The organism is Brevundimonas sp., assembly GCF_046295075.1.
Classification (GTDB): domain Bacteria; phylum Pseudomonadota; class Alphaproteobacteria; order Caulobacterales; family Caulobacteraceae; genus Brevundimonas.
The window spans coordinates 215,311-233,002 of sequence record NZ_JBKBOC010000003.1; the positions used below are offsets into that span (position 1 = coordinate 215,311).

Genomic DNA, 17,692 nt, shown 5'->3' on the forward strand with positions numbered 1-17,692 from the left:
ACGGGGGCGCGCCACTTCTTTTTGCAATGTCTGGAAAAGAAGTGGCGCGAGTGACGGGGCTCGAACCCGCGACCTCCGGCGTGACAGGCCGGCACTCTAACCAACTGAGCTACACCCGCGTATCAGGTCGAAACTTTTGAGCTGTTTCGAAAGCTTTTGGGAAGGCGGTGTGCGCCACTCTATCTATTACTAGAGAGAGTGGCGCGAGTGACGGGGCTCGAACCCGCGACCTCCGGCGTGACAGGCCGGCACTCTAACCAACTGAGCTACACCCGCGTTTCCCGGCCGAAGCGGCTGTGCGCCCCGGCGAGGGGCGTCGTTTAGGCGGGCTGACACATCGCGTCAAGCGACCTTTTCGGAGAAACGCGACCCTCAACGCGACGGGGCTGTGGACGGCGTGACGATCGCCGCCTGGGGCGGGCTGTGCGGGCCCGCCAGGCCGCCGCTCGTGGGCTCCTGAGCGGCCACAGCCGGCGCGGGCGGCTCATAGTGGACGCCGACCCCTGGCCCCAGCGGCAGGTCGAAGGCGACCCAGGCCGCCACCATGGCTAGACCTGCGACCAGGAAGGCCCCGGCATAGGGCAGCATCGTCGCCATTAGTGATCCCAGGCCGAATCGCGGATCCCAACGCTGGGCGAAGGTCAGGATCAGCGGGAAGTAGCTCATCAGGGGCGTGGCGATGTTGGTGACCGAATCGCCCATCCGATAGGCGGCCGTCGTCATCTCGGGCGAAATGCCCAGCAGCATGAACATGGGCACGACGATGGGCGCCAGGGCCGACCATTTGGCCGAGGCCGAGCCGATGAACAGGTCGAAGAAGCAGGAGATGAAGACGACGCAGATCAGCAGCAGCGGGGCGGGCAGGGCCAGGGTCTTCAGCCCGGCCGCCGCGTTCACCGCCAGGATCGGTCCGAGGCCCGACCAGTTGAACATGGCCACGAAATGGGCGGCGAAGAAGGCCAGCACGATATAGGGCGCCAGCTGGGCGATGCCGTCGCGCATCATCGTCACCATGTCGCGGTGCGACTTGATCGTCCCGGACCCGGCGCCATAGGCCCCGCCGGCGACGAAGAAGGTGATGGCGAAGAAGGCGACCAGGGACTTGTAGAGCGGATTGAACTTCTGCTCCGGATCGACCTCGGGATCGACGAACGGCGAGCCGGGCAGGAAGGTCAGCGTGGCCCACAGGGCGATCATGCCCAGAATCGCCAGGCCGGCGAACCGCAGGCCGCGCTTCTCGGCGGCGGTCAGGGGCTGTTTTTCCGAGGCGTTGGGTGCGGCGACGCCCTCGGCCGGCTTCCAGACGCCCAGGCGTGGCTCGATCACGCGATCCGTCAGGAACCAAACGATGGGGGTGAAGACGAACACCACGCCCACGATGAAGAACCAGTTGCCGGCGATGTTCACCGAATAGGACGGGTCGATCAGCTGAGCGGCCGGTTCGGTGATGCCCAGGATCAGCGCATCGCTGGCCCCAGGAAACAGATTGCCGGCGTATCCGCCCGAGACGGCGGCGAAACCTGCCGCCAGACCTGCCAGCGGGTTGCGGCCCGCAGCCGCGAAGATCACGGCCGCCAGAGGAATGACGACCACATAGGACGCGTCCGACGCGTGGTGGGACACCATGCCGGTGACCACGACGATCGGCGTCAGTATGGCGCGCGGCGCGTTCAGCAGGGCGCCGCGAATGGCGGTGGCGAATAGGCCTGTCCGCTCGGCGACCGATGCGCCGTAGATAATGGTGATGACGATCCCCAGCGGCGGAAAATCGGCCAGGGTGCGCGGCATGCCAATGATCAGCTGGCCCAGGTTCTCAGGCGACAGCAGGCTCTTGGCGACCAACTGGTCGCCGGTCACCGGATTGACGGCGGACCATCCCAGGCCCGCGCCGACCATGCTGAGGACGATCAGTCCCCCGATCAGCCATAAGAACAGAAACACGGGATCGGGCAGGCGATTCCCGATCCGCTCCACGGCGTTCAGGGCGCGGCTGGCTGCGCTCATTCGGATGACTTTCGGTTACACGATCAGGCCCGCAATAGGGCTTTGCGGACGCCAGCCGCGCAAGCGTCGGGCCTGCGACATATGGCGCAGAAACTTGCGATCCATTCTCAATGAAAAGCCAATGTCCGCAGGGGTTTGAACGGCGACGTTCTTGGGTCTAAGAAGCGCCGAATCCCGCCTCTCCCCGGCGGACGAGGTTCTTCGAATGAACGCATTCCTTCTCGAATATCTTCCGGTGGTCATCTTCGCGGGCGTCGCCGGCCTGATCAGCATCCTGTTCATCGCGCTGCCGCTTCTGCTGGCGCCGAAGAATCCGGATTCCGAAAAGCTTTCGGCCTATGAGTGCGGGTTCAACGCCTTCGACGATGCGCGCATGAAGTTCGACATCCGCTTCTATCTGGTGTCGATCCTGTTCATCATCTTCGACCTGGAAGTCGCCTTCCTGTTCCCGTGGGCGGTGTCGATGTTCGACCTGTCGCACGGCGGCATGATCTTCGCCTTCTGGTCGATGATGGTCTTCCTGGGCGTGCTGACCATCGGCTTTATCTACGAGTGGAAGAAGGGAGCCCTGGAATGGGAGTAGTCGCCACTTCCACGCCGACGACCCTGGTCACGGCTTCCGGCGCGCCGCTGGTTCCGGCTGGCGCCGCCGCGCGTTCGACCGTCGAGGGCTATGATCCCAAGATCCACGACAAGTTCTTCGAGGCCGTGAACATGGAACTCGGCGAGCGGGGCTATCTGGTCGCCGCCGCCGACGACGTCATCAACTGGGCGCGCACCGGCTCGCTGATGTGGATGACCTTCGGTCTGGCCTGCTGCGCCGTCGAGATGATCCAGATGTCGATGCCGCGCTTCGACGTCGAGCGCTTCGGCATGGCGCCCCGCGCCAGCCCGCGTCAGTCGGACCTGATGATCGTCGCCGGCACCTTGACCAACAAGATGGCTCCAGCCATTCGCAAGGTCTACGACCAGATGCCCGACCCGCGCTACGTCGTGTCGATGGGCAGCTGCGCCAACGGCGGGGGCTACTATCATTACAGTTACAGCGTCGTTCGCGGTTGCGACCGCGTCGTGCCGGTGGACGTCTATGTGCCCGGATGCCCGCCGACGGCGGAGGCGCTGCTTTACGGCCTGCTGCAACTGCAGAAGAAGATCCGTCGCACGGGGACGATCGACCGATGACGTCTCTGGCTGTTCAAGCCCAACAAGAAGTCGCCCTGACGCCGCTGGGCGCGGAGATGGTCGGCGCCTTGGGCGTCGAGGCGCAGATCGCATTCGGCGAGCTGACGCTGGTCGCGCCGCGCGAGCGGATCGTCGAGGTGCTGACCGCGCTGCGCGATCAGTTCGGCTTCCAGCAGCTGCTGGACCTCTGCGGCGTGGACTATCCGGATCGCAAGGAACGGTTCGAGGTCGTCTATCATCTGCTGTCGATGACCCGGAACGCGCGCCTGCGCGTCAAGGTGTCGACCGATGAGACCCAGCCGGTGCCCTCGGTCATTTCGGCCTATCCGGCCGCCAACTGGTTCGAGCGCGAAGCCTACGACATGTACGGCATGCTGTTCTCGGGCCACCCGGATATGCGTCGCCTGCTGACGGACTACGGCTTCGAGGGGCATCCCCTTCGCAAGGACTTCCCGATGACGGGCTATGTCGAGGTCCGCTACGACGAGGAACAGCGCCGCGTGGTCTATGAACCGGTCAAGCTGACGCAAGAGTTCCGCACGTTTGACTTCCTGTCGCCTTGGGAAGGCGCCGAATACCCCGCGCCGGTTCTGCCGGGCGACGAGAAGGCGGGAGGCCAGGCGTAATGGCTGACGGAAACCCCACCCTGCCGCCGCTGGGCGTCGATGTGTTCGAGGACGACCTCGACACGCGCACCGCCCACGCGCGCGAGATGGAAGACCGCAAGTTCACCATCAATTTCGGTCCGCAACACCCGGCCGCGCACGGCGTGCTGCGCCTGGTGCTGGAGCTGGACGGCGAGATCGTCGAACGCGTCGATCCGCACATCGGCCTGCTGCACCGTGGCACCGAAAAGCTGATGGAGGCGCGCACCTACCTCCAGAACGTGCCGTATCTGGATCGTCTCGACTATGTCGCGCCGATGAACCAGGAGCACGCCTTCTGCCTGGCCATCGAGAAGCTGCTGGGCATCGAGGTTCCGTATCGGGCGCAACTGATCCGCGTCCTGTATTCTGAAATCGGCCGCATCCTGTCGCACATGCTGAACGTGACGACCCAGGCCATGGACGTCGGCGCCCTGACGCCGCCGCTCTGGGGCTTCGAGGAACGCGAGAAGCTGATGGTGTTCTACGAGCGCGCCTGCGGCGCTCGTCTGCACGCCAACTACTTCCGTCCCGGCGGCGTCCACCAGGACCTGCCGATGGACCTGATCGACGACATCGGCCGCTGGTGCCACGAGTTCCCGCCGGCGCTGAAGGACATCGAAAGCCTGGTCACCGAAAACCGCATCTTCAAGCAGCGCAACGTCGACATCGGCGTGGTGTCGAAGCAGCAGGCCCTGGAGTGGGGCTTCACCGGCGTGATGCTGCGTGGCTCGAACATCGCCTGGGACCTGCGCAAGTCGCAACCGTACGAGTGCTATGCCGAGCTGGAGTTCGACGTGGTCGTCGGCAAGAACGGCGACTGCTGGGACCGCTATCTGGTGCGCATCGAAGAGATGAAGCAGTCGGTGCGGATCATGGAGCAGTGCATCCACAAGCTGCGCAACTGCCCCGGCGAGCCGGTGATGATCGAGGACAACAAGATCGTTCCGCCGCGTCGTGGCGAGATGAAGCGCTCGATGGAATCCCTGATCCATCACTTCAAGCTGTACACCGAGGGCTTCAAGACGCCTGAGGGCGAGGTCTACGCCTCGGTCGAAGCGCCCAAGGGCGAGTTCGGCATCTATCTGGTGTCGGACGGCACCAACAAACCCTATCGCGTGAAGATTTCGGCGCCGGGCTTCCGCTCGCTGCAGGCAATGGACTGGATGAACCGCGGCCACCAGCTGGCCGACGTGTCCGCCATCCTGGGCTCGCTCGACATCGTTTTCGGAGAAGTGGACCGATGAGCGTTCGTCGTCTCGCCAAGGAACAGCCGGCCTCGTTCGCCTTTACGGCCGACACCACGGCCAAGGCCGAGTGGTGGATCAAGAAATACCCGGAAAGCCGTCGCCAGTCGGCGGTGATCCCAATCCTGTGGCTGGTGCAGAAGCAGGAGGGCTGGGTCTCCGAACCCGCCATCCGCGCCGTCGGCGAACTGCTGGGCATGCCCTTCATCCGGGTGCTGGAGGTCGCGACCTTCTACACCATGTTCATGCTGGAGCCGGTCGGCAAAACGGCGCTGATCCAGGTGTGCGGCACCACGCCGTGCATGCTGCGCGGCGCCAATGAGCTGATGAAGGTCTGCAAGGACAAGATCGGTCCCAAGGATCATCTGTCCGCCGACGGCCGCTTCACCTGGCAGGAAGTCGAATGCCTGGGCGCCTGTTCGAACGCGCCCATGGCCCAGATCAACGACTATTATTTCGAAGACCTGACGCCCGAGACCATCGGCCAGATCATCGACGACTTCGCCGCCGGCAAGACGCCGAAGCCGGGATCGTATGCCGGCCGGGTCACGTCGGAACCGGCCGGCGGCGCCAAGACGCTGCTGGACGCCAAACTCTATGACGGGTCGGCCGCCAAGCCGATCAAGAAGCTGCCCAACAGCGACCCGGCTCCGGTCGAGAAGGCGCCGGCCTGATGGCGCCGCCTGATCTGAGCACCGACGAGGGCCGTGCGGCCTATCGCAAGGAACTGCGCGGCGTCGGACGTCCGTTGCGGGCCGGCGGTCTGGCGATGGTCGTCGGCGCGGCCGTTCTGATCCTGATCTCGCGTCAGGGCGCGGTCGGACCTTGGGCGGTCAATCTCTCCTACTTCATGCTGGCGGCGGGCTGGGTGATGGTCATTGCGGCCATCTGGATGCGCACTCGTCACCACAAGCGCCGTCTGGCGGAAGGACTCTGAGGGCCATGATCGGCATTCTCGAAGACAAGGATCGCATCTTCACCAACCTGTACGGCTTCCAGGACTGGACGCTGGACGGGGCGAAGAATCGCGGCGCCTGGAACGCCACCAAGGACATGCTGGACCTTGGTCGCGACTGGATCATCAACAACGTCAAGGCCTCGGGTCTGCGCGGCCGTGGCGGCGCGGGCTTCTCGACAGGCCTGAAGTGGTCGTTCATGCCCAAGGAAGTGAAGGATCGTCCTCACTACCTGGTCATCAACGCCGACGAATCCGAGCCCGCGACCTGCAAGGACCGCGAGATCATGCGCCATGATCCGCACCTGCTGATCGAAGGCGCGCTGATCGCCAGCTTCGCGATGCAGGCCCATGTCTGCTACATCTACCTGCGCGGCGAATACGTGCTGGAGCGCGAACGCATGGAAGCCGCCGTCAAGCAGGCCTACGAAGGCAAGCTGATCGGCAAGGACAACGTCCACGGCTGGGACTTCGACGTCTATATCCACCACGGCGCCGGCGCCTACATCTGCGGCGAAGAGACGGCCCTGCTGGAATCGCTGGAAGGCAAGAAGGGCCAGCCGCGCCTGAAGCCGCCGTTCCCGGCCGGCGCGGGTCTGTACGGCTGCCCGACCACGGTGAACAACGTCGAGTCCATCGCCGTCGTCGGCACCATCCTGCGTCGCGGCGCCGACTGGTTCGCCAGCTTCGGTCGTCCGAACAACACCGGCACCAAGCTGATGTCCCTGTCGGGGCACGTGAACACGCCCTGCGTCGTCGAAGAGGCCATGTCGATCCCGCTGCGTCAGCTGATCGAGGATCACGGCGGCGGCGTTCGCGGCGGTTGGGGCAATCTGAAAGCCATCATCCCCGGCGGCGCGTCCTGCCCGGTCATCACGCGCGAGCAGGCCGAGACGGTCCTGATGGACTTCGATTCCATGCGCGAGGTTCGCTCGTCGCTTGGAACGGCCGGTGTCACCGTCATGGACGAGTCGACCGACATCGTGAAGGCGATCGCCCGCATCAGCTACTTCTTCAAGCACGAGAGCTGCGGCCAGTGCACGCCGTGCCGCGAAGGCACCGGCTGGATGTGGCGCGTGCTGGAGCGGATGGCCGTGGGCGAGGCCGATCCGTCGGAGATCGATCTGCTGCTGGACGTCGCTAGCCAGGTCGAGGGCCACACCATCTGCGCCCTGGGCGACGCCGCCGCCTGGCCTGTGCAGGGCCTGATCCGTCACTTCCGTCACGAAATCGAAGACCGCATCGCCAACTACCGCAGCCGCCGCGCGAATTTCGCCGGCCATGCCATCGCCGCGGAGTAGGAATGCGCCTTTCCCCCGCCATCGTGATCGGAGCCTTCGCTCTCGCCGCCTGCGGCGAGCGTGACGCTGCGCCCACGCCTGCGGAAAAGGTGTCGGCCGAGGTCAAGGCTTCGGACGCCGTGCAGATGGCGCCCAAGGTTCTGACCGTCGGCGAACTGCGCCGCGTGTGCCAGGCCGGTCTGGCCCAGGTTCACGGCCAGGAACCCGCGGCCGTCGCCGTCGATGGCGTCGAGAACGGCGTGGCCCACGCCTCGTGGCGCGCGCCGGTCGACGGCGGGCGGATGCGCGCCGACTGCCGTGTGGAAAACGATCTGATCGTGTGGAAACCGCTCGATCTGCCCGATGCAACGCTCGTTCGCTGGATGAACCAGTCGGGCGACCCGGTGATCCGTTACGTCATGGACGGCGACACGATCACCATCACACAGACGCTCCCGAACGGGACCACGGAACAGGCCGAACTGGCCGTTCCCGCTGAAGAAGAGGCCCGCTGATGCCAGTCGCCAAGGTCAACGGCGTCGAAACCGAGTTCGAGCCCGGCATGACCGTGCTCCAAGTCGCCGAGCGCGCGGGGCAGGAGATACCGCGCTTCTGCTACCACGAACGCCTGTCTATCGCCGGCAACTGCCGCATGTGCCTGGTCGAGGTGAAGCCCGGACCGCCGAAGCCGCAGGCGTCGTGCGCGCTTCCGGCCGCCGAGGGCCAAGAAATCTTCACCGACACGCCGATGGTCAAGAAGGCCCGCGAAGGGGTGATGGAGTTCCTGCTCATCAACCACCCGCTGGATTGCCCGATCTGCGACCAGGGCGGCGAGTGCGACCTGCAGGACCAGGCCATGGGCTATGGCCGCGACGGTTCGCGCTATGCCGAGAACAAGCGCGCGGTCGAAGAAAAGGTCATGGGTCCGACCATCAAGACCTTCATGACGCGCTGCATTCAATGCACGCGCTGCGTCCGCTTCATCACCGAAGTCGCCGGCGTGCCGGACATCGGCATGATCTCGCGCGGCGAGGACGCCGAGATCACGACCTATCTGGAGAAGTCGGTCGCCTCGGAACTGTCGGGCAACGTCAACGACCTGTGCCCGGTCGGCGCCCTGACGCACCGTCCCTGGCAGTACCACTATCGTCCGTGGGAACTGAAGAAGACCGAGACCATCGACGTCATGGACGCGCTGGGTTCGAACATCCGCGCCGACTTCCGCGGCTCCGAGGTCATGCGCGTCCTGCCGCGCGTGAACGAGGGCATCAACGAGGAGTGGCTGTCGGACAAGAGCCGCTATGTTGTGGACGGCCTGACCGCGCGTCGCCTGGATCGCCCGTGGATTCGTGAGAACGGCAAGCTGCGCGCCGCGTCGTGGAACGAGGCGCTGGACGCCGTCGCCGCCAAGATCAAGGCCGCGGCCGCAGACCGCATCGGCGTAATCGCCGGCGACCTGCAGGACGCCGAGTCGATGAAGGCGACGCTGGACCTGTTCCGCGCCCTGGGCTCGAATAACACCGACTGCCGCCAGGACGGCGCCGCCCTGGGCTATGGCCCGCGCGAGGGCTGGCTGTTCAACACCGGCCTGGAAGGTATTGAAAAGGCTGACGCCATCCTGATCGTGGGTGTGAACCCGCGCATCGAGGCGCCGCTGCTTAACGCCCGTCTGCGCAAGAGCTGGATCAAGGGCGACGTCGAAATCGGCCTGATCGGCGAACAGGCCGACCTGACCTTCGACTACGCCTATCTGGGCGCCGGTTCGCAGACCCTGGGCAAACTGCCCAAGTCGGCGATGGACTTCCTGACCAAGGCCGAGCGTCCGGCGATCATCGTCGGATCCGGCGCGCTGAACGGGGAGGGCGGCCCGGCCGTCCTGAACGCCTTGGGCACCCTGGCGAAAAAGGTCGGCGTCGTCACCGACGGCTGGAACGGCTTCAACGTCCTGCATCACGCCGCCGCGCGCGTCGCCGGTCTGGACATGGGCTTCGTGCCTGGTGAAGGCGGCTTGAGGGTCGCCGAGATGCTGAAGCCGGATGCGCTGGACGTGCTGTTCCTGCTGGGCGCCGACGAGGTCGATCCGACCGGCTCGAACGCCTTCCGCGTCTATCTGGGCAGCCACGGCGACCGAGGCGCTCACGGCGCCGACGTCATCCTGCCGGGGGCGGCCTACACCGAGAAGGCCGGCCTGTATGTGAATACCGAAGGCCGGGTGCAGATGGCCGAACGCGTCGTCTTCCCCAAGGGCGAGGCCAAGGAAGACTGGGCCATCATCCGCGCCCTGTCGGCCCGTGTGGACCGGACCCTGCCTTACGACACGCTGGAGCAGCTGCGCGCCAAGCTGATGGGCGATCATCCGACCTTCGGCCGGATCGACTATCTGCCGGCGCCGGCGGCGTTCGACGTTGCGGCCCTGGGCGCCAAGGGCGACCTGGGCGATCGGGTGTTCGCCTCGGCGATCACCGACCCCTATCTTTCCAATCCGATAGCGCGCGCCAGCGCGACGATGGCCGAGCTGTCCGCACTGCGGATCGCCCCGGTCGCAATGGCGGCGGAGTAAGCCATGGACCCCGTTTCCTTCTGGGCCACGCCTCTGGGCTGGACGCTGATCACCGTCGGTCAGGTCCTGCTGATCACGGTCGGCGTGCTGATCGCCGTCGCCTTCCTGCTGCTGGCCGACCGCAAGGTCTGGGCGGGCGTGCAGATGCGCAAGGGTCCGAACGTCGTCGGTCCCTTCGGCCTACTTCAGTCCTTCGCGGACATGATCAAGTTCGTGCTGAAGGAGGTCGTGATCCCGGCTGGTGCGGACAAGGCGGTCTTCATCATCGCCCCGATCATCACCGTGATCCTAGCCTTCATGGCCTGGGCGGTCATTCCGTTCGCGCCCGGCTGGGTGGTGTCGGACCTGAACGTCGGCATCCTGTACATCTTCGCGGTCTCGTCGCTGGGCGTGTACGGCATCATCATGGGCGGCTGGGCTTCAAACTCGAAGTATCCGTTCCTGGGATCGCTGCGTTCGGCCGCGCAGATGGTGTCCTATGAAGTCTCGCTGGGCCTGATCATCATCAATGTGATCCTGCTGGCCGGCACGATGAACCTGTCGGCCATCGTCGACAGCCAGAAGGGCATGTTCTGGAACTGGTACGGCTTCGGCGGCGGCGCCGACACCTGGCCGTTGGTCGTGATCCTGTTCCCGATGTCGATCATCTTCTTCATCTCGGCCCTGGCCGAGACGAACCGTCCGCCATTCGACCTGCCCGAGGCCGAGTCCGAACTGGTCGCCGGTTATCAGGTCGAATACAGCTCGACCCCGTACCTGCTGTTCATGATGGGCGAGTACGTCAACATCGTCTTCATGTCGGCGATGATCAGCCTGCTGTTCTTCGGCGGCTGGAACCCCGGCGTGCCGCAGGCCTGGATGGATGGGCTGCCGGCCTGGATCGCCTACACGATCTATCTGCTGACCTTCATGGCCAAGACGGTCTTCTGGTTCGTCTGCATCTCGATGGTGAAAGCCTTCGTGCCGCGCTATCGCTATGATCAACTGATGCGACTGGGCTGGAAGATCTTCCTGCCGACCTCGCTGGTCGCCGTCGTGATCGTCTCGGCCTGGCGCGTCTTCGTGGTGGGGTCGTGATGAAGGGTCTTGTCATCGCCTTCGGCCTGCTGACCCTGACGGCCGCCTGCGCGCCCGACAATACGCGCATGCCTGAGTCGAGCTATCAGTGGCAGCAACGCCAGGACCGCATCGAACAGGACTGGCGCGCCAGCCAGACGGCTCCCCAGACCGCCCCAAAGACGACGCCCGCTCCCAAGGATAAGCCCTGATGTTCACCCGTATCGTCCAGGCGACCAAGGGCGCGATGATGCTGGACGTCATCGGCGCCATCGGTCTGTCGCTGAAGTACATGGCGCGGCCCAAGATGACCGTGAACTATCCGTTCGAGCGAAACCCGCAGTCGCCTCGTTTTCGTGGCGAACACGTGCTGCGTCGCTATGCGAACGGCGAGGAACGCTGCATCGCCTGCAAGCTGTGCGAGGCCATCTGCCCGGCCCAGGCCATCACCATCGAGGCCGAACCGCGCGCCGACGGCAGCCGCCGCACAACCCGCTATGACATCGACATGGTCAAATGCATCTACTGCGGCTTGTGCCAGGAGGCCTGCCCGGTGGACGCCATCGTCGAGGGCCCCAACTCCGAATTCGCCGTCGAGACGCGCGAGGAACTGCTCTACGACAAGCAACGCCTGCTCGATAACGGCGACCGCTGGGAACGGCAGATCGCCAAGAATCTGGAACTCGACGCGCCTTACCGCTAAGGCGCTCACGCTAACGGGCCGACGATTCCAAAAACGGGGTCGCGGCCGATACGAAAGGGGCTTCGTCCCGACATGCTGCAAGGCATAGCCTTCTATCTGCTGGCGGCGGTCGCCACGGTTTCCGGCCTTCTGGTCGTGACCGCGCGCAACCCCGTGCACAGCGTGCTGTGGTTGATCCTGGCCTTCTTCTCCTCGGCCGGCCTGTTCGTGCTGCTGGGGGCCGAGTTCCTGGCGATGCTGCTGGTCGTCGTCTATGTCGGCGCGGTTGCGGTGCTGTTCCTGTTCGTCGTCATGATGCTGGACGTGGACTTCCTGAAGCTGCGCGAAGGTTACGCGCGCTATCTGCCGCTGGGGGCGATCATCGCCGCCGTGCTGCTGGTGGAAATGATCATCGTCTCGGTCGCCGTGGTCCAGGGCGGGGCGGCGGCGGGCCTCCCGGCGCCGGGCGCGCCGGACGCCAGCGTGACCAATGTCGAGGCCATCGGTCGCGTGCTCTACACCGACTACGTCTACTTCTTCCAGGCGGCCGGGATCGTGCTGCTGATCGCGATGATCGGCGCCATCACCCTGACGCTGCGCCACAAGCCGAATATCAAACGCCAGAACCCCGGCGATCAGGTGAACCGCGACCGTCGCAAGTCGGTCGAGATCAAGCCTGCCGCGACGGGCGAGGGCGTCAGCGCCGAGGAGCTTCTCTGATGGACATCGGTCTGACCCATTATCTGACGGTCGCCGCGATCCTGTTCACCATCGGGGTGTTCGGCATCTTCGTGAACCGCAAGAACGTCATCATCATCCTGATGTCGATCGAGCTGATCCTGCTGGCGGTGAACATCAACTTCGTCGCCTTCTCGACCTATCTGAACGACATCAGCGGGCAGATCATGGCCATGTTCGTCCTGACCGTCGCCGCGGCCGAGGCCGCCGTCGGCCTGGCCATCCTGGTGACCTTCTTCCGTAACCGCGGCGACATCGCCGTCGACGACGCCTCCGTGATGAAGGGTTGAGCGTGACTTTCCATACCCTCGTCATTCTCGGGATCTTCGCCCCGCTGCTGGGCGCGGCCGTCGCCGGCTTCTTCGGACGCCGGATCGGCAATATCCCGTCGCAGGCCGTCACGACCGGCCTGCTGTTCTTCTCGTGCGCCGTCGCCTGGACGGTGTTCGGGCAATGGACCTGGGGCCATATGGAGCCCTTCACCATTCGCCTGGCGCCCTTCATCAATGTGGGCGACTTCCAGTCGGCCTGGTCGATCCGCATCGACGCCTTGTCGGCGACCATGCTGATCGTGGTCACCAGCGTCTCGTCGCTGGTCCACCTGTATTCCTGGGGCTATATGGCCGAGGACGACAGCCGGCCGCGCTTCTTCGCCTATCTGTCGTTGTTCACCTTCATGATGCTGGCGCTGGTGACGGCCGCCGACTTCATGCAGATCTTCTTCGGCTGGGAAGGCGTGGGCCTGGCGTCCTATCTGCTGATCGGCTTCTGGTTCAAGAAGCCGACGGCCAGCGCCGCCGCCATCAAGGCCTTTGTCGTCAACCGCGTCGGCGACTTCGGCTTCGTCCTGGGGATCATGACGATCTTCTGGATGTACGGCACGATCGAGTTCGCCGAACTGTTCCCGATGATCGCCACCAAGGCGAACACGACGTGGGAGTTCCTGGGCGTCCAATGGTCCGCCCTGGATCTGGCCGGCTTCCTGCTGTTCATCGGCGCCATGGGCAAGTCGGCCCAATTCTTCCTGCACACCTGGCTGCCGGACGCGATGGAAGGTCCGACGCCCGTGTCGGCCCTGATTCACGCCGCGACCATGGTGACCGCCGGCGTCTACATGGTCTGCCTGCTGTCGCCGATCTATGAGTATGCGCCGGGCGCCTCGCAGATCATCGCCATCATCGGCGCGATCACGGCCCTGTTCGCCGCGACGGTCGGCCTGACCCAGAACGACATCAAGCGGGTCATCGCCTATTCGACCTGTTCGCAGCTGGGCTACATGTTCTTCGCAGCGGGCGTGGGCGCCTATCAGGCCGCCATGTTCCACCTGTTCACCCACGCCTTCTTCAAGGCGCTGCTGTTCCTGGGCGCCGGTTCTGTGATCCACGGCATGCATCACGAGCAGGACATGCGGAAGATGGGCGGACTGTGGAAGCTGCTGCCCGTCACCTATGCGGTGATGACCATCGGCACCATCGCCATCACCGGCCTGGGCATCCCCGGCGTCGGCGGCTTCGCCGGCTTCTATTCCAAGGACTCGATCATCGAGAGCGCCTACGCCTCGGCGGCCTCGGGTCATTCGGCTATCGGCCTGTTCGCCTTCTTCGTCGGCATCATCGCCGCCGGTCTGACGGCCTACTATTCGTGGCGCCTGGTCTTCATGACCTTCCACAACAAGCCGGTGTGGAAGGAAGAGGGGGCGCACCACGGCGACGATCACGCCACGGACGCGCAGCTGGAGACACACTCCGAGCCCTTGCCCGACGATCATAGTCATGCCGTCGCGCACGCAGCCCATGAAGACCATGCCCATGACGACCACGGTCATCATGGCCCGCTGAAGCCGCACGAGAGCCCGTGGGTGATGCTGGTTCCGCTGATCCTGCTGTCGGTCGGCGCCGTCGCCGCCGGTTTCGTCTTTGCGCCGCACTTCATCGGCCACCACGAGGGCGAGTTCTGGCGCGGGGCGATCTTCACCGGAGAAAACAACCACGTCCTGCACGAGAGCCACGACGTTCCGACCTGGGTGAAGTGGTCGCCGCTGATCCTGACCCTGATCGGCACGGCCTTCGCCTACTGGATCTACGTCGCTCGCGAAGGCATGGGCCGACGCATGGCCGAGCGGAACGGCGTCATCTACCGCTTCCTCTACAACAAGTGGTATTTCGACGAGCTGTACGACTTCGTCTTCGTGCGCGGCTTCAAGGCCATCGGCGACGTCTTCTGGAAGATCTTCGACGTGAAGATCATCGATGGTCTCGGTCCGAACGGCGCTGCCTGGGTGTCGCTGAAATCCGCCGCTCGACTGGCCAAGATCCAGTCCGGCTATGTCTATCATTATGCCTTCGTGATGCTGCTGGGGGTCGCCGGTCTGCTCACCTTCGCCATCCTCGCGTGGGGAGCCTGATCTCGTGCCCTACATCCTGAGCCTCGTTACATTCCTGCCCCTGATCGGGGCCCTGGCGCTCTTCGTCGCCCGGCTGACCTTCAAGTCGGCCGACGCCGCTGCGCCGGCCGCGCGCTGGATCGCCCTGGTCACGACCCTGGTCACCCTGGCCGTCTCGGTCGTGCTGGTCGCCGGCTTCGATCCGGCGAATACCGGCTATCAGTTCGTGGAGTTCGTCCCGTGGTTCGCGGGCGCCAGCTACCACCTGGGCGTGGACGGGATCTCGATCCTGTTCGTGCTGCTGACGGCCTTCCTGATGCCGATCTGCATCCTGGCCAGCTGGAAATCGATCGAGACGCGCGTCGTCGAATATATGATCGCCTTCCTGGTGCTGGAAACGCTGGTCATCGGCGTGTTCACGTCGCTGGACCTGTTCCTGTTCTACATCTTCTTCGAAGGCACGCTGGTGCCGATGTTCCTGATCATCGGCATCTGGGGCGGCGCGAACCGGATCTACGCCGCCTACAAGTTCTTCCTCTACACCCTGCTGGGGTCCGTCCTGATGCTGCTGGCCATGCTGTGGATGGCGCACGAGGCTGGCACCACCAGCATCCCCGAGCTGAAGCAATACGCCTTCGACCCGGCGGTTCAGCCGTTGCTGTGGCTGGCCTTCTTCGCCTCCTTCGCGGTCAAGATGCCGATGTGGCCGGTCCACACCTGGCTTCCCGACGCCCACGTCCAGGCGCCGACGGCAGGCTCGGTCATCCTGGCCGGCATCCTGCTGAAGCTGGGCGGCTATGGTTTCATCCTGTTCAACGTGCCGATGTTCCCGGTCGCGTCGGAGATGTTCCGTCCGCTGGTCTTCACCCTGTCGGTGATCGCCATCGTCTATACGTCGCTGGTCGCCTGGCGTCAGACGGACATCAAGAAGCTGATCGCCTATTCGTCCGTGGCGCACATGGGCTTCGTCACCCTGGGCATTTTCTCGGGCAATGACGTCGGCATGCAGGGCGCCATCTTCCAGATGATCAGCCACGGTCTGATCTCGGGCGCGCTGTTCCTGTGCGTCGGTGTCGTCTACGACCGGATGCACACCCGCGAGATCGCCTTCTACGGCGGTCTGACGTCGCGGATGCCCTGGTATGCGGCCATCTTCCTGATGTTCACCATGGCCAACGTCGGCCTGCCGGGCACCTCGGGCTTCGTCGGCGAAGTGCTGACCATGACGGGCGCCTATCAGGCTTCGACTTGGGCGGCTCTGGTGGCGGCCTCGGGCGTGATCTTCTCGGCGGTCTATGCGCTGACGCTGTACCGCGCGGTCATGTTCGGCGAGATCACCAATCCGAAGCTTGAGACCATCACCGACATCGACAAGCGCGAACTGCTGCTGTTCGTGCCCTTGATCATCGGCACCATCTGGCTGGGGGTCTATCCGGCCGCCGTCCTCGATTACACCGGGCCTGCCGTCGAGGCCCTGACCAGCGCCTATCGCGCCGCGATCGGCGGGTGAGACCATAATGCCTGATTTGTCCTCCGCCCTGCATCTCGCCGCCTCGGAAGTCACCCTCGCGGTCGGCGCCCTGGTCCTGCTGATGGTCGGCGCCTTCATCGGCGACAAGAGCGCCCGCCTAGTCTCGATCCTGTCGGTCGTGCTGCTGATCGCCGCGTCGGTCATCGCCATCGTCGGCCCGTGGGGCGTCGCCTTCAACGGCGCCTATGTCGCCGATCCGCTGGCCATCTACGCCAAGAGCCTGATCTATCTGTCGGCCGCCGTGGCGGTCGTGCTGGGAGACGGCTGGATGAAGCGCACGCGCATCGCCAAGTTCGAATATCCGGTCCTGATCGTGCTGGCCTCGGTCGGCATGGGAATGATGGCGTCCTCGGGCGACCTGATCTCCATGTATGTGGGCATCGAGCTGCATTCGCTGGCCCTCTATGTGCTGGCGGCCTTCCACCGCAACGACGTCAAGGCGTCGGAAGCGGGTCTGAAGTATTTCGTCCTGGGCGCCCTGTCGTCGGGCCTGCTGCTCTACGGCTCCAGCCTGATCTACGGCTTCGCCGGTTCGATGCGGTTCGAGGACATTGCCGCCTTCGCCGCCGACAACCCCGGTCCGGGCCTGGTCTTCGGCCTGGTCTTCCTGATCTGCGGTCTGGCGTTCAAGGTTTCGGCCGCGCCGTTCCACATGTGGACGCCCGACGTCTATGAGGGCGCGCCGACGCCGGTCGTGGCCCTGTTCGCCACGGCCCCCAAGGTCGCCGCCATGGTCTTGATCGCGCGCGCGCTGGAGCACGGCTTCGGTGATGCCCACGCCCAATGGTCCCAGGTCCTGATCGCCATCTCCCTGATCAGCTTCGTCGTGGGCGCCTTCGGCGGTCTGGCTCAGAAGGATATCCAGCGCCTGCTGGCCTATTCGTCGATCGCCAACATCGGCTATGCGCTTCTGGGCATCGCGGCGGGCACGGCCGAGGGCCTGCAGGCCATGCTGATGTTCATGACCCTGTATGTCATCGACCAGTTGGGCTTCTTCGCCATCCTGCTCAGCCTGTCCAAGTCGGGCCGTCCGATCCGTCGCATCGCCGACCTCGCCGGTCTGAAGAAGGATCGTCCGTTGACGGCCGTTGCGCTGACCGTCCTGTCGCTGTCGGTTCTGGGCATGCCGCCGTTCTCGGGCTTCTGGGGCAAGTACTATGTGTTCGGGGCCGCCGCCGATGCGGGCCTGTGGCCCGTCGCCGCCGCCGGTCTGGTCGCCTCGGTTGTCGCCGCCTTCTACTATCTGCGCATCCTCAAGCTGATGTGGTTCGATCCGCCCGTAGACGACATCGCGACGGATGCCGCGCCGGTCGAGGCCAAGTGGATCGGCTGGGCCTGCGCCGCCTTCGCCTTCCCGCTGGTGATCGTCGGCCTGACCTGGCTGGAGCCGCTGACCAAGGTTGCGAGCGCCGGCTTCGGGAACGGGTAGG

The 17,692-nt window shown here is 64.8% G+C and carries 18 protein-coding genes and 2 tRNA genes; 17 read left to right on the forward strand and 3 right to left on the reverse strand.

Features of this window, described 5'->3' with window-relative positions:
• Positions 1-42 precede the first annotated feature (42 nt).
• The 3 genes from ACK4MH_RS04405 to ACK4MH_RS04415 all read right to left on the reverse strand — a co-directional run bounded on the left by ACK4MH_RS04405 (position 43) and on the right by ACK4MH_RS04415 (position 2,004).
• Positions 43-119, reverse strand: a tRNA-Asp gene (locus ACK4MH_RS04405).
• Positions 120-199: 80 nt separating this feature from the next.
• Positions 200-276: transfer RNA gene (locus ACK4MH_RS04410), tRNA-Asp, on the reverse strand.
• A gap of 96 nt (positions 277-372) precedes the next feature.
• Entirely contained in the window at positions 373-2,004 is a 1,632-nt protein-coding gene (locus tag ACK4MH_RS04415) for an AbgT family transporter (RefSeq protein WP_409715301.1), read from the reverse strand.
• 205 nt (positions 2,005-2,209) lie between these two features.
• Between ACK4MH_RS04415 and ACK4MH_RS04420 the strand changes: the two genes are divergently transcribed.
• The 17 genes from ACK4MH_RS04420 (at position 2,210) to nuoN (ending at position 17,691) form a co-directional block, all read left to right on the forward strand.
• The gene (locus ACK4MH_RS04420; RefSeq protein WP_409715304.1) at positions 2,210-2,587 is read left to right on the forward strand and encodes an NADH-quinone oxidoreductase subunit A; all 378 of its coding nucleotides are present in this window, start codon (positions 2,210-2,212) and stop codon (positions 2,585-2,587) included.
• Positions 2,557-3,186, forward strand: a complete 630-nt coding sequence (locus tag ACK4MH_RS04425; RefSeq protein ID WP_409715307.1) for a NuoB/complex I 20 kDa subunit family protein — start codon at positions 2,557-2,559, stop codon at positions 3,184-3,186. The genes ACK4MH_RS04420 and ACK4MH_RS04425 overlap by 31 nt, the downstream gene beginning before the upstream one ends.
• Positions 3,183-3,812, forward strand: a complete 630-nt coding sequence (locus ACK4MH_RS04430) for an NADH-quinone oxidoreductase subunit C (protein ID WP_409715310.1) — start codon at positions 3,183-3,185, stop codon at positions 3,810-3,812. Before ACK4MH_RS04425 ends, ACK4MH_RS04430 begins: the two co-directional genes overlap by 4 nt.
• An 86-nt stretch (positions 3,813-3,898) precedes the next feature.
• Positions 3,899-5,077, forward strand: coding sequence for an NADH-quinone oxidoreductase subunit D (locus ACK4MH_RS04435; RefSeq protein ID WP_346495527.1), 1,179 nt, complete (start codon positions 3,899-3,901; stop codon positions 5,075-5,077).
• A complete protein-coding gene (nuoE, locus tag ACK4MH_RS04440) occupies positions 5,074-5,751 on the forward strand; it encodes an NADH-quinone oxidoreductase subunit NuoE (RefSeq protein WP_409715313.1) in 678 nt (225 codons plus the stop codon). Before ACK4MH_RS04435 ends, nuoE begins: the two co-directional genes overlap by 4 nt.
• Complete coding sequence (locus tag ACK4MH_RS04445; RefSeq protein WP_409715316.1) at positions 5,751-6,014, forward strand: hypothetical protein; 264 nt, start codon at positions 5,751-5,753, stop codon at positions 6,012-6,014. The genes nuoE and ACK4MH_RS04445 overlap by 1 nt, the downstream gene beginning before the upstream one ends.
• Before the next feature lie 5 nt (positions 6,015-6,019).
• Positions 6,020-7,333 carry an NADH-quinone oxidoreductase subunit NuoF gene (nuoF, locus tag ACK4MH_RS04450; protein WP_409715319.1) on the forward strand — a complete coding sequence of 438 codons (1,314 nt, stop codon included), beginning with the start codon at positions 6,020-6,022 and terminating at the stop codon, positions 7,331-7,333.
• A 2-nt stretch (positions 7,334-7,335) separates the two neighbouring features.
• Positions 7,336-7,827: a hypothetical protein gene (locus ACK4MH_RS04455; protein ID WP_409715322.1), complete on the forward strand. Its 492-nt coding sequence runs from the start codon at positions 7,336-7,338 to the stop codon at positions 7,825-7,827.
• Positions 7,827-9,872 carry an NADH-quinone oxidoreductase subunit NuoG gene (gene nuoG / locus ACK4MH_RS04460; RefSeq protein ID WP_409715325.1) on the forward strand — a complete coding sequence of 682 codons (2,046 nt, stop codon included), beginning with the start codon at positions 7,827-7,829 and terminating at the stop codon, positions 9,870-9,872. The genes ACK4MH_RS04455 and nuoG overlap by 1 nt, the downstream gene beginning before the upstream one ends.
• Before the next feature lie 3 nt (positions 9,873-9,875).
• Positions 9,876-10,949 (forward strand): NADH-quinone oxidoreductase subunit NuoH, encoded by a 1,074-nt coding sequence (gene nuoH / locus ACK4MH_RS04465; protein WP_314121506.1) that lies wholly within the window; start codon positions 9,876-9,878, stop codon positions 10,947-10,949.
• Positions 10,946-11,140 (forward strand): hypothetical protein, encoded by a 195-nt coding sequence (locus tag ACK4MH_RS04470; protein WP_409715328.1) that lies wholly within the window; start codon positions 10,946-10,948, stop codon positions 11,138-11,140. Before nuoH ends, ACK4MH_RS04470 begins: the two co-directional genes overlap by 4 nt.
• Positions 11,140-11,631, forward strand: a complete 492-nt coding sequence (nuoI, locus tag ACK4MH_RS04475; RefSeq protein ID WP_159851118.1) for an NADH-quinone oxidoreductase subunit NuoI — start codon at positions 11,140-11,142, stop codon at positions 11,629-11,631. Before ACK4MH_RS04470 ends, nuoI begins: the two co-directional genes overlap by 1 nt.
• 72 nt (positions 11,632-11,703) lie before the next feature.
• Complete coding sequence (locus tag ACK4MH_RS04480; protein ID WP_135195886.1) at positions 11,704-12,330, forward strand: NADH-quinone oxidoreductase subunit J; 627 nt, start codon at positions 11,704-11,706, stop codon at positions 12,328-12,330.
• On the forward strand, positions 12,330-12,638 hold the full coding sequence (nuoK, locus tag ACK4MH_RS04485; RefSeq protein ID WP_135195887.1) for an NADH-quinone oxidoreductase subunit NuoK: 309 nt from the start codon (positions 12,330-12,332) through the stop codon (positions 12,636-12,638). Before ACK4MH_RS04480 ends, nuoK begins: the two co-directional genes overlap by 1 nt.
• Positions 12,639-12,640: 2 nt before the next feature.
• A complete protein-coding gene (nuoL, locus tag ACK4MH_RS04490) occupies positions 12,641-14,752 on the forward strand; it encodes an NADH-quinone oxidoreductase subunit L (protein WP_409715334.1) in 2,112 nt (703 codons plus the stop codon).
• Between the two features lie 4 nt (positions 14,753-14,756).
• Positions 14,757-16,241, forward strand: coding sequence for an NADH-quinone oxidoreductase subunit M (locus ACK4MH_RS04495; RefSeq protein WP_409715337.1), 1,485 nt, complete (start codon positions 14,757-14,759; stop codon positions 16,239-16,241).
• A 7-nt stretch (positions 16,242-16,248) separates the two neighbouring features.
• On the forward strand, positions 16,249-17,691 hold the full coding sequence (nuoN, locus tag ACK4MH_RS04500; RefSeq protein WP_409715340.1) for an NADH-quinone oxidoreductase subunit NuoN: 1,443 nt from the start codon (positions 16,249-16,251) through the stop codon (positions 17,689-17,691).
• Position 17,692: the final 1 nt, after the last annotated feature.